At 71.5% G+C, this 12,184-nt stretch carries 6 protein-coding genes; 5 read left to right on the forward strand and 1 reads right to left on the reverse strand.

Annotation, left to right across the window (positions count from 1 at the left end; translation table 11 throughout):
• The first annotated feature begins 630 nt into the window (after positions 1 to 630).
• Positions 631 to 2,658, forward strand: a complete 2,028-nt coding sequence (locus WMF43_RS30810) for a hypothetical protein (protein ID WP_437670138.1) — start codon at positions 631 to 633, stop codon at positions 2,656 to 2,658.
• A gap of 141 nt (positions 2,659 to 2,799) precedes the next feature.
• Here WMF43_RS30810 and WMF43_RS30815 read toward each other — a convergent pair whose 3' ends face one another.
• A complete protein-coding gene (locus tag WMF43_RS30815; protein ID WP_437670140.1) occupies positions 2,800 to 3,444 on the reverse strand; it encodes a glutathione S-transferase family protein in 645 nt (214 codons plus the stop codon).
• A gap of 184 nt (positions 3,445 to 3,628) precedes the next feature.
• On the opposite strand from WMF43_RS30815, the gene WMF43_RS30820 reads away from it, so the two are divergent.
• The 4 genes from WMF43_RS30820 to WMF43_RS30835 all read left to right on the forward strand — a co-directional run bounded on the left by WMF43_RS30820 (position 3,629) and on the right by WMF43_RS30835 (position 11,924).
• A complete protein-coding gene (locus WMF43_RS30820; RefSeq protein WP_437670142.1) occupies positions 3,629 to 4,300 on the forward strand; it encodes a TetR/AcrR family transcriptional regulator in 672 nt (223 codons plus the stop codon).
• 181 nt (positions 4,301 to 4,481) lie between these two features.
• Complete coding sequence (locus WMF43_RS30825; RefSeq protein ID WP_437670144.1) at positions 4,482 to 5,204, forward strand: SAM-dependent methyltransferase; 723 nt, start codon at positions 4,482 to 4,484, stop codon at positions 5,202 to 5,204.
• A 144-nt stretch (positions 5,205 to 5,348) separates the two neighbouring features.
• Positions 5,349 to 9,374: a serine/threonine-protein kinase gene (locus WMF43_RS30830; protein WP_437670146.1), complete on the forward strand. Its 4,026-nt coding sequence runs from the start codon at positions 5,349 to 5,351 to the stop codon at positions 9,372 to 9,374.
• 375 nt (positions 9,375 to 9,749) lie between these two features.
• Positions 9,750 to 11,924: a cytochrome-c peroxidase gene (locus WMF43_RS30835; protein WP_437670148.1), complete on the forward strand. Its 2,175-nt coding sequence runs from the start codon at positions 9,750 to 9,752 to the stop codon at positions 11,922 to 11,924.
• The last annotated feature ends 260 nt before the right edge of the window (positions 11,925 to 12,184 follow it).

Here is a 12,184-nt window from a genome sequence, read left to right on the forward strand (position 1 = left end):
GCGAAGCGATCGTGATCTCCACATAACCGCATCGCCGCTCTACCCCGCCGGCGCCCCGCGTCGCCCGGCGAGCGCGCAGCGCACCACTGCAGGCGAATCCACGGACCGCTCCGGCGCGGCGCCGCCATCCCTCATTTTGTGGGCCTATCCAGCAGATTTTGCGGCGGCGCGCTCGCCCTGAACAAGACATCTCGCGAGAGATGTTATTCCTTGCCCTGACAGCAAATCTCGTTAACATCCCTGTCGCGCTCGGCGCCGGCTCATCGCCGGAGGGAGCCGCGCGCGAGCAGGTCGTCTCAAGATCGTCAACGCGACGAGTCGATGAGGCCATGTTGTCATGACAGCGTGGCCGGCGGCGGCGCATGCCCGTGAACGGGCGAGCGCGCCCGATCGGCTCGCCGGGCAGCGCGCGGCGTTCTCCCGCGCTCGCCTGGACTCCGTGTCTCTTCGTCTTCGTCCGTGAGCGCGCGCCCACCGACGGGCGCGCGCTCGTCATCGTGGCCGTTTCCTGGAGGTTTCATGCTGTCCAATCGCTCGAGTTCGAACATCCCGGTGCGCACTTTGTCTGTTCTCCGCTCCGCCGGCGCATGGCGGAGGGCGCGGTACACCGCGCTGGCCGCGCTTGCGCTCATGCCCGCGGCGTGCGCGGACTTCGAGCCGGGCGACGGCGATCTCGACGATGTCAGCGAGCTGTCCGAGCTCTCGGAGGGCGAGCTCGGCGAGGCCGCCCAGGGGCTCACGCTGCCGTTCCCGATCGACGAGCGCAAGTCGCTCATCGTCACGGACGTCGACATCGTGTCCGCCTTCTCGCTGCAGGCCGTGCTCCAGCAGCTCATCACCCAGTCGGGCGCCACGGGCCTGACGCCCAGCCTGCTGCATCGGCAGCTCATCGACACCTTCCGGACCGACGCCAACGGGCTCTTCTCCGCCGTCCAGCATTGCGACGAGGTGCCCGGGAACCAGGGCGACATCTATCCGATCTTCGATCCGAGCGCCGTCAATCCCGGCGTCCCCTTCGAGCAGCAGGTCCCCACCGGCTCCAGGAACGGGTGGCCGATCCTGTGCCCCCGGCAGATCGGGGCCGAGGCCGCCCTCGATCCCTTCGCGAATGCGAACGCCGATCACGCCTACTTCGCCACGACCCTGTCGAACCGCTTCGACCTCGCCCCGCCGGACGGCTCCGACTGCGGTGAGTACCGGATCGTCTTCGCGAGGAAGGGGGGCTTCCCTTCGCCCACCTCGACCAACTCGTCCGCGAACCTCCAGCGCAACTTCATCATCTTCGAGGCCCGGCTGCCCAACCCGAACCCGAGCCAGGGCCGCGCGGCGTGCCTCCCGGTCGCCCAGTTCTGGCAGAACCAGTCGGATCCGGCGAAGAGCGTGACGACGCGGAAGAACGAGCTCCTGAACTTCTACTTCAACGGCCTGACCGGGTTCGCGCCCGTCTTCCACATCAATCATTACGGCCACGCTGCCGGCCCGAACCACGGTCAGATCCGGACCAACGAGTTCGTGTTCTTCCCCACCGGTCCGCTCAACCCCACCTGGTCGCTCCGGGAGTACCGGCTCATCCACGGCACCAGCTCCAGCCCCTCGCTGAGCATCACCCCGTCGTTCGTCAAGGACAACCCGGCCGCGAGGCTCTTCTCGCCGGCCGCGTCGAGTGATCCGCGGGTCACGAGCTTCCGCAGCACGGTCTTCCCGGACGTGGTGGAGAGGCTCGCCGCCACCGACGACGTCAACCGCTTCGCGTACCCGTCGGCCCTGCCCGACGCCGTCAACGCGGGCGAGAGCCTGATGATCCCGCTCCAGAACAACTACCTGAACGCGCTCGGCACCGGGTCGTCGACCCTGCGGACCAACATCGCGAACAAGCTGACCGCGCTGGGCAGCAACCTGTCCGGCACGACCGGCAACCTGTCCGTGGACCAGGTCGTGGCCCGCGCCCAGACCCTCGCCTGCTCCGGGTGCCACGAGCCGCAGGACGCCAACGGCAACGGGACGACCTCCTTCGACGTCGGCCTGAGCTCTCCGTTCCCCAACACGCTGACGTTCACCCACACCTCCGAGGAGCAGGAGCCGATCAACCCCAGCAACCCGAGCGGCCCGCAGCGCTTCAAGATCTCGCCGGCCCTCACCGGCGTGTTCCTCCCGTTCCGCAAGCAGGTGCTGACCGATTACCTCCTCAACAACCCGACGCTCGGGTTCGAGAAGCCGGGCGCGTGGACCTCGTCGCAGGCGCTGCTCGCGGTCCACACGGGCCGGGTGAAGGAGGGCATCTCGTCGCTGGAGGTCCGGACGCCCGCGTCGTTCAACGCGATCGTCAGCCCGAACTTCAGCACCGCGGGGCTCACGCCGGTGGGCAACAAGGTCAAGGTCGAGATCTTCATCTCGAAGGCGCAGCCGAACCCGAGCTGGATCGGCACCATCGAGACGCTGATCTCGATCCCGTCCGCCGGCATCAACAACCAGTGGATCGGGAACGTCGTGCTCAACGGCCTCAACAAGGGTCAGTTCAACACGGTCTCGTTCTCGCTCCCGGCGGCCACCATCACCGCGCTCAACGCGGCGCCGAGCGACGTGAAGCTGCAGTTCAACCTGAACGTCACCGCCAACTCCGGCCCCTACTACCTGGACCAGGTCCGGTTCGAGAACTGAGCCTCGTCGCGATCGCGAGCGTCGTCCCCGAGCGCTGATGACCGGCGCTCGGGGGCTCGAGGTCGTCGCGATCGGCGGGGAGAACCCCGCGGGCGCGGAGGGGGCTGCGGAGGAAGGGCGATCGTTCGAGGAGCGCGGGCCTCAGGCCTCCCGTTCCTCGAACGACGCCAGCTGATCCGCGAGCGCCTTCTGGAACGCCGGCCGCGCCTCACACCGCTCCTTGTAGGCCGCCAGCGCGGGCTCGGCGTCGAGCAGGTCGGTGTGGCGCAGGATGCGGAGCACCGTGCACATCATGAGATCGCCGGCGGTGAAGCGGCCCTCCAGGTACTCGCGATCGCCGAGCCAGGCGGCGAGCTCGGCCAGCCGCTGCTTCACGGCCGCCGCTGCGCCCGGCCGGCGGCTCTTCGCCCACGGCTGGTCGGCGTAGAAGAGATCGAGCGCGGCGAGCTGCTGGACGGCGACCTCGACCGTGTTGAGCGCCGCGAACACCCACGTCACCGCGCGCGCCCTCGCGCCCTCGTCCGCGGGCAGCAGCGCCTCGCACCGCGCCCCGATGTGGAGCACGATCGCCCCCGACTCGAAGAGGGCGAGGCCCCCCTCCTCGTACGTCGGCACCTGCCCGAACGGCTGGAGCGCGCGATGCTCGACGGACTCCTTGTCGGCGGCGTCGATCAGCCTGACCCGGTAGGAGAGGCCAGCCTCCTCGAGCGCCCACCGCACCCGGAGATCGCGCACCAGGCCCCGCGCGAACGGCGGCACCCATTTGAAACCGGTGATGGTGATCATGTCTCGGAACCTCCTTGTCGCTGTCTCGCCCCGTCCGCCGCGAGCGGGGGCGCGGCGGCGCGCGCGCGATCGCTGGCCCGCTCGTGCGACGGGCGGGGTCGAGGGGAGACTCTTGCCGCACGCCAAAATATGCTCAAGAACATATTTTGCCGCCCGCTAGGCTCGGGGGCCTCGGAGGACCGTCATGCCCTACAGTGCCGAGCACAAGGCGCGCACGCGCGCGAGGATCGTCGAGAGCGCGCGCCTCCTGTTCAACCGCCACGGCTTCGAGCGGGTCTCGATCGACGACATCATGAAGCGCGCCGGCCTGACCCGCGGCGGCTTCTACAACCACTTCGCGAGCAAGGAAGAGCTCTACGCCGAGGCCGTGCAGAGCGTCATGACCTCGCACCTCCTCGTGCGGCGAACGCTGGCCTCGGCCGGGACGGCGGCGCTCCCGCCTCGGCGGCTCGCGCGGGCGTTGATCGAGCGGTATCTCTCCGACGAGGTCCTGGGCGACGTCGATCAGCACTGCCCCCTCATGGCGCTCCCTTCCGACGTGGCGCGCGCCGGCCTCAAGGTGCGCGGCGCCTACACGTCCGTGGTCGAGTACCTGGCGCGCATCTTCCGGGCCGCCTTCCCCGCGGACGACGTCGAGGCCGAGCGCAAGGCGCTGCTGATCGTCAGCCTCTGCGTCGGCGGGATGGTGATCGCGCGCACGACGGACGACGTGCGCCTGCAGGGAGAGCTCCGCGCCGTCGCGCGCGCCGAGGCGCTCGCCGTGCTCGAGCGCTCGACGGCTGCGCGGCCGCCGGGCGGGCGGCGACGCGCGGCGAGCAGGCGCCTCCTGGCCGAGCGGGACACACGCTCCGCCTGAAGGTGCTTGAGTCGGACCCGCGAAGATCTTCCGGGGCACGCACCAGCGGCGTCCGGCAGAGGGCGGGTCGCGACAGAAAGCCCCGCCGATCGGATCGAAAGCCCCGCCCTGTCGGGACGGCGCGAAGGGCGGTACTCCTCTGCGGAAGGCGGTCCGGGCGACCGTCCGCCGAGGAGGCGTGATGAAGACGGACGAGCACGGAAACCACGCAACACATTTCGGGCGTGATCGCGCATTGAGCTACGACGACACGGTGCACCGCTTCTGGGCGGCTTATGGCGCCATGCAGCAGGTCATCGCCGAGGTGATGGCCGCGGCGCTCCTCGACAAGGAGGCTGCGTCGCTGCTGGTCGTCGGCGTCGGGACCGGGAGCGAGGTGAAGCAACTCGCGCGCTACACGGGGGCCGGCGTTCGTTTCACGGGCGTCGATCCCTCGCCGGAGATGCTCGCCGTCGCCAGGGAGAAGCTCGCGGCGGAAGGCCTGATCGAGCGGACGAGCCTGCATGCCTGCGAGCTGCGCGCTCTCGCGCGCGGGCCCTTGTTCGACGGCGCCCAGATGATCGGCGTCCTGCACCATGTCCCGGGCAATGAGGCGCGCCTCGAGCTCTTGCGGGAGATCGCCGGACGGCTGAAGCCGGGGGCGCCCTTCGTGATCGGCTGTCGGACCGGAGACGATCCGCTGCTGAGGGCCGTCGAGGACCGGCGGGCCCTCGCGGAGGGGATGCCGCCCGAGGCGGCGGAGCAACGACGGAAGGCGATGGCGTCGTTGAAGATGCCGGCCTCGGACGCCGAGGTCTTCGCGCTCCTGGCCCAGGCAGGCTTCATCGCGCCTTGCCTGATCTTCTGCGAGCTGCACATCAAGGCCTGGGTGACGCGTTACGAGCCATCCACGATCGGCGCGTGACGTGGCGACACGCGGGGCCGCGGCCCCGCCCGATGTCGCTCCCATTGAACCTGGCATCGACACGCGCGCAGCGAGACCTCTGGCCGGGCGGCGCCCCGGCGCGCTCCATGGACTTCCCCACCGGGCACGCCGATACTCGAGCCAATGCAGCGAGGGGACGTGCTCGGGGGCCGATTCGAGATCGAGCGCCGGGTCGGCGCGGGCGGCATGGGCGCCGTCTTCCGCGCCGTGGATCGGCGCTCGGGCGACGTCGTGGCCGTCAAGGTGCTCCTCGACGAGCGCGGCGCCGGCGACGACCTGCGGTTCTCTCGCGAGTCCAGCGTGCTCGCGGACCTCTCGCACCCGGGCATCGTGCGCCACGTCGCGCACGGGCTCGACGCCTCGGGCGCGCCGTGGCTCGCCATGGAGTGGCTCGAGGGCGAGGATCTCGAGCAGCGGATTCGACGCCGCGCGCTCTCCGTGGACGAGGCCATTGCGCTCGCCGCGCGCGTCGGCGCCGCGCTCGCGGCGGTCCACGCGCGCGGCGTCGTCCACCGCGACCTCAAGCCGGGCAACCTGTTCCTCGTGGACCGCGACGCCGCGCGCGTGAAGCTGCTCGACTTCGGGATCGCCGGGGTGTCCACGGCCACGCGGCTCACCCGGTCGGGCGTGCTCCTCGGGACGCCGGCGTACATGGCCCCCGAGCAGGCCCGGAGCGGGCAGGACATCGACGCGCGCGCCGACGTCTTCGCGCTCGGCTGCGTGCTGTTCGAGTGCCTCACCGGCCAGCCGGCCTTCTCCGGCGCGAACCTCATGGCCGTACTCGCGAAGATCCTGCTCGAGGACGTGCCGCGGCCGAGCGCCCTGCGCCCCGACGTCCCGCCCGCCCTCGACGCGCTCTGCGCCCGGATGCTCGCCAAGAGCCCGGAGCACCGCCCCCGCGACGGCGCGGAGGTCGTCGCGGCGCTCGCGGCGCTCGCGGCGCGCGCGTCGATCGACGCCTCGCACGCCTCGCACGCCTCGCACGCCTCGCACGCCTCGCACGCCTCGCACGCCTCGCACGCCTCGCCGCCGGCGCCCTCCACCTCGTCGCCGGCGCCGCCGGACACGCGCAGCCCGTCCTCGCTGACCCGCAAGGAGCGCCGCGTGCTCTCGGTGGCGCTGATGGGTCCGGCGCCGCGGCTGTCCACCGAGCCGGCGAGCCCCGACGCTGAGACGCAGCCCGCGGCCGTGTCGCCGGATCTGCGCCGGGACGTCGAGGCGCTCGGGGCGTGCCTCGAGCTCCTGGCCGACGGGTCGGTCTTCGCGACCCTCCTCGAAGGCGGCGTCGCCACGGATCAAGCGGCGCAGGCGGCCCGCTGCGCGCTCCTGCTCCGCGCGGCCGGCGGGGGCCGGCCCGTGGCGCTCACGACTGGCCGGGTCGAGGTCACGGGCCGCCTGCCCGCCGGCGACCTCGTCGACCGCGCCGCCCGGATGCTGGCGCAGCCCGGGCCGGCGCTGCCGGGCGCCCCGCTGCCGGCCGGAGGGCGCGGGGCGCCCGTCGCGCCCGTCGCTATCGACGAGGTGACCGCGGGGCTGCTCGACGCCCGCTTCCAGGTGGCCGAGACCGAGGCGGGCCTGTGGCTGCTCGGCGAGGAGCCGCTCGCCAGGGGCGCGCGCCTGCTGCTCGGCAGGCCCACGGCCTGCGTCGGGCGGGACGGGGAGATCGGCTCCATCGAGGCCCTCCTCGCCGGGTGCATCGACGAGCCGCGGGCGCGCGTGGTGCTCGTCACCGCGCCGGCCGGCGTGGGCAAGTCGCGCATCGCCTACGAGGTCGTCCGCCGCGTCCGCCAGCGCGAGGAGCCCGTCGCGGTCTGGATCGGCCGCGGCGACCCGCTCCGCAAGGGCGCCGCGTTCGGCATGCTGCGCCAGGCGATCCAGGGCGCGTGTGGCATCCGCGACGGCGAGCCGCTCGAGGCGCGCCGGGACAAGCTGCGCGCGCGCGTGGCCGAGCGCGTGCCCCGGGAGGACGCGCAGCGGGTGGCGGAGTTCCTCGGCGAGCTGCTCGGCGCGCCGTTCCCCGACGAGGGCAGCACGCCGCTGCGTGTCGCCCGCGGCGACGCCCGGGTGCGCGGCGACCAGATGCGCAGGGCCTGGCTCGATTTCGCCGCCGCTTCGTGCGCCGCGCAGCCGCTGCTCCTCGTGCTGGAGGACTTGCACTGGGGCGACCTGCCCACGGTCCAGCTCGTCAACGACGCCCTGCGCCAGCTCCACGACCGGCCCCTGCTGGTGCTCGCCCTGGCGCGCCCCGACGTGCACGCGCTGTTCCCCGGGCTCTGGGACGGCAGGGACCTCCACGAGCTGCGCGTGAAGGAGCTGAGCGCCCGGGCGAGCGAGCGGCTCGTGCGGCAGGTCCTCGGCGACCGCGTGAGCGCCGACACCGCGGCGCGGCTCGTGGCGCAGTCCGACGGCAACGCGTTTTATCTGGAGGAGCTCATCCGCGCGACCGCCGAGGGGAGCCCGGACGTGCTCCCGGAGACCGTGCTGGCCATGGTGCAGTCCCGGCTGGAGCGCCTCGACGGCGCCGCGCGGCAGGTGCTGCGCGCGGCGAGCGTCTTCGGGCGGGTGTTCTGGCCGGGCGCGGTGGAGGCGCTGCTCGGCGGCCCTGGCGGCGCGCCGGCCGTCGCCGAGCACCTCGAGCGCCTCGAGCGGCTGGAGTGGATCAACACGCGCGACGAGGCGAGGTTCGAGGGCGAGCGGGAGCTCGTCTTCCGCCACGCCCTCGTGCGCGAGGCGGCCTACGGGATGCTCACCGACCACGATCGCGCGCTCGGCCACCGGCTCGCGGGCGAGTGGCTGGAGCGCGCCGGCGAGCCCTCGGCCGCGGTGGTCGCCGAGCACTTCGATCGGGGCGGCGAGCCGCTGCGCGCCGCCGCCTGGTACCAGCGCGCCGCGGCGCAGGCGCTCGCGGCGAACGACCTCGCCGCGGTGCTCTCGTGGACCGGGCGCGCCCTCGAGCTCGGCGTGGAAGGCGAGGCGCGCGGCGAGGTCCTCCTGTACCGGGCCGGGGCGCACACCTGGCGCGGCGAGGGCGCCGAGGCTGCCCGCTGGGCCACCATGGCCGTGGAGGCGCTGCCCCGGCGCAGCGCGCCCTGGTACGCCGCCGTGTCCGAGGCGGCGAACGCGATGTGCGCGCTGGCGCAGCACGACCGCCTCGCCGCGCTCGCGCGTGAGCTCGCGGACTCCTGGGACGGGGAGGCGGTGACCGGCGCGCTGGTGACGGCGGCCGCAACGACGGCGACCCTCATGGCGATCAACGGCCAGAGCGCGCACGCTGCGCCGCTTCACCCCCGGATCGACGCCGTCGCCGAGCGGTTCCAGAGCGACCCCACCGTATGCGGGGCGGTCTTCCGCGAGCGCTCCTACCGCGCGATGTACGCCGGCCGCCGTGCCTCCGGCCGAACATGGATGGAGCGCACGGTCGCCGCCTACGAGCGCGCCGGGGACCTGCGCCAGGCCTGCTTCTGCCGGATGGAGCTCGGCGTCCAGGAGTTCGCGCTCGGCGCGTACGCCGAGGCGGCGGCGCGCCTCCGCGCCGCGCTCGCCGACGCCGAGCGCATGGGCCTCGAGGGCTACATGGGCCTGGCGCGGGTTTTCCTCGGCGCGTCCCTCTTACGCCTCGGCGCGCTCGACGAGGCGCGCGAGGTCCTGCCGAAGGCCATCGCCTTCTTCGACACGCTGGGCGATCGGCGGTGCGCCGGCATGTCGCGCGCCATCCACGCGGGCTACCTGCGGCGCGCGGGCGATCTCGCCCGGGCCGAGGCCGAGGCGCGGCGCGCGATCGACCTGCTGGAGGGGTGGCCGGTGCTCGTGCTCGCGCGGGCGATCCTGGCCGGCGTGCTTCTCGCGCGCGGCCGGGCCGCCGAGGCGCTCGTCGAGGCGGGCACGGCGATCGCGCTCGTCGACGCGCTGGGCACGGTCGAGGCGGGGGAGCCGCTCGCCCGCCTCGTGCACGCCGAGGCGCTCTTCGCCGCCGGCGATCTCCCGGCGGCCCGGTCCGCCATTGCCCGGGCCCGCGCGAGGCTCCTCGACGTCGCGGCCCAAATCGACGACGCCGCGCAGCGCGAGCGTTTTCTCCAGGCCATCGAGGAGAACGCCCGCACGCTCCAGCGCGCGCGGGAATGGCTCGACGAGGGCGTCTCGGCCAGGTGAGCCGACGATCTCGGCTCTCTGAGAAATTCGGCCTCGGCGTCATCACCCCAGCATCTGTCCGCCGAACTCGCATTATTCCATCAAACTTGCCTCGAATAATCCGACATCGTCGTTTTCAGCCTGTAGATGGCACAATCAGGCTCAAGCACGGCAATCGCCGTCAGGCACGGAGCGCAGCAATCGCCAGAAACGCCTGAGTTTCCCCCTCCCTTGGCCGATCGTCTCGACGTGCCAACTCAATGGTAATCTCGCCGACTCCGCATCGACGCGGAGCACGAGCGCGGAAACGCCGCCATGGCACGACGATGGCTAAACGTTGCGAAGCTTTTGGCGTTTCATCTCCATCAAAAGATTGCGCGAGGAAAGGCAGGAGCGATGGTAGCATACGAGGCGAGGACGGAGGACGGCGTGCGCCTGCGGCTGGAGGCGAGCGGCGCGACCACCGAGGGGATCTCCGCGGCTGGGATGGCGCCCATCCATGCGATCCGGCTCATCGTCGGGTTCCTCCTCGGGGGTATGGCGCTGTCCGCGTGCGGCGGTGAGTCGAGTGATGTCATGAGCGGCGTCGCGCTCGAGCGCCGGCCCCAGGCGATCGATACGCCGCCGGAAGAGGTCCCGGAGGGCGAGTGCGCAGAGGCCGAGGAGTTCTTTCCCGACCCGCAGCAGCCGAAGATCCCGCTCGGCGCGATCCGCGTCCCCGAGCCGAGCAACCTGGACGAGTTCGTCAAAGACAAGCGCGTCGCCGTTGCGCTCGGCAAGGCGCTCTTCTGGGACATGCAGGTCGGCAGCGACGGCGTCCAGGCCTGCGCCTCATGCCATTTTCGCGCCGGAGCCGACCCGCGCTCGAAGAACCAGCTCCACCCCGGCAATCCGCAGGCGGGGAACGAGGACTTCACGTTCGGAGGGCCCAACTACCAGCTCGTCGCGTCGGATTTTCCATTGCGCAAGCTCGCCGACGCCGAGGATCGGACGTCGACGGTCGTCCACGACCGGCCGGAGATCGTGGGCTCGCAGGGCATCGCGTCCCGGACCTTCGTCGGGACGGAGCGTGGGCATAACGTCGATCTCGGGGCTGCGCGACCGGACCCCGTGTTCCATGTCGGCGGCGTCAACGTCCGCCGCGTCGAGCAGCGCAACACGCCGACGGTGATCAACGCCGTCTACAACCTGCGCAATTTCTGGGACGGCCGAGCGCAGGCGTCGTTCAACGGGGTCAATGGGTGGGGCGACCGCGATCCGGACGCCAAGGTGCTGCACGCCTCCACGCCGGGCTCGCTGGAGTTCGTGAGGGTGCGGCTCCTGGACTCCTCGCTCGCCTCGCAGGCCGTGGAGCCGCCGCTCAGCAATCGTGAGATGTCGTTCTTCGATCGCCCCTTCCGCGACATCGGAAAGAAGCTGGTGAGCGCCGTTCCGCTCGCCTACCAGCAGGTGCACCCGCGCGACAGCGCGCTCGCCCTCTACGTGCTCGACTCGCGCCGCCCTCGTCCGGGGCTCCGCCTCAGCTACCAGCAGCTCATCGAACGAGCGTTCCACCCGCGCTGGTGGAAGTCGGACAAGATCGTCCGAGTCGACGCCGAGGGCAGGCCGCAGATCGTCGCGTGCCCCGATCGAGGGCTGGCGGCGAACGAGTACACGATGATGGAGTTCAACTTCTCCTTGTTCTTCGGCCTCGCCGTCCAGGCGTACGAGGCCACCTTGGTCTCGGACCGGGCTCCCATCGATCGTTTCATGGCCGGCGAGACGTCCGCGATCAGCGATCAGGCCAAGCGTGGCTTCGAGCTCTTCGAGGACAAGGCCGGGTGCATGGGCTGCCACAGCCCGCCGGAGTTCACCGGGGCGACGGTCCAGAAGCTGGCGGAGAACTGCGACGACCAGGCCGCGCGGACGTGCGAGCCGATCGAGCGCATGCACACCGCCAACTGCGAGATCGGCCTCTATGATCAAGGCTTCTACAACATCGGTGTCCGACCGACCGAAGAGGATCTCGGAGCGGGCGTGAACGACCGGTGGGGAAGCCCGCTGTCCATGGCCGTGCTCGCGACGGAGGATCGCTTCGGGCTCGGGTACCCCTACGCGGCGACGCCGCCCAACCTGATCGGCGGCCGCCCAGCGCTCGAGCCCGCGGTCCCCGGAGAGCGCACCATCCACCGGGGCGTCTTCAAGACGCCCACGTTGCGGAACGTCGAGCTCACGGCGCCCTATTTTCACAACGGCGGCCAGCTCACGTTGCGGCAAGTCGTCGAGTTCTACAACCGGGGAGGCGATTTTCACGATCAGAACAGCGACATGCTCGATCTCGGCATCGGGCGTCGGCACCTGTCCCCGAGCGAGATAGACGACATCGTCGCGTTCTTGCTCACGCTCACCGACGAGCGGGTGCGCCGCCAGCAGGCGCCTTTCGATCATCCCCAGCTCTTCGTCCCCAGCGGTCACATCGGCGACACGGCAGCGGTGCGGCCATCGCGGTATGGAGTCGCGGAAGACGAGGTGCTCGACATCCCCGCGGTCGGCGCCGATGGCGGGCGGCTGCCGCGCGGCTTCCTCGAGTGACGTCGCGGCGGCGGGCTGGGAGCTCGTCGCCCAAGCCCGTCGCGCGGACGCATCTGGAGAGCTCCTGCTGAGAGCTGGAGAGCTCCTCTACTTGGATGCACTTCATGCAGGAGCCGAGCACCCGGCGTCCGTCTTCGCGCTCCGCCGCGTCGACGGCGGCTGCGACAACGCCACGCTCACGGCCTGAACCTCCTTCAATTCCCCATTGATCGGATTTCGACCGGGCTCGCCGCGCTCAGGCGAGCGCCATCGGGGAAGGA

Source organism: Sorangium sp. So ce131, from assembly GCF_051519095.1.
Classification (GTDB): Bacteria; Myxococcota_A; Polyangia; order Polyangiales; family Polyangiaceae; genus Sorangium.

What these genes read in the sequence shown, in the direction of transcription:
- WMF43_RS30810 (WP_437670138.1), top strand. Translation starts at nt 631, where the DNA reads ATGCCCGCGGCGTGCGCGGACTTCGAGCCGGGCGACGGCGATCTCGAC.
- WMF43_RS30815 (WP_437670140.1), bottom strand. Translation starts at nt 3,444, where the DNA reads ATGATCACCATCACCGGTTTCAAATGGGTGCCGCCGTTCGCGCGGGGC.
- WMF43_RS30820 (WP_437670142.1), top strand. Translation starts at nt 3,629, where the DNA reads ATGCCCTACAGTGCCGAGCACAAGGCGCGCACGCGCGCGAGGATCGTC.
- WMF43_RS30825 (WP_437670144.1), top strand. Translation starts at nt 4,482, where the DNA reads ATGAAGACGGACGAGCACGGAAACCACGCAACACATTTCGGGCGTGAT.
- WMF43_RS30830 (WP_437670146.1), top strand. Translation starts at nt 5,349, where the DNA reads ATGCAGCGAGGGGACGTGCTCGGGGGCCGATTCGAGATCGAGCGCCGG.
- WMF43_RS30835 (WP_437670148.1), top strand. Translation starts at nt 9,750, where the DNA reads ATGGTAGCATACGAGGCGAGGACGGAGGACGGCGTGCGCCTGCGGCTG.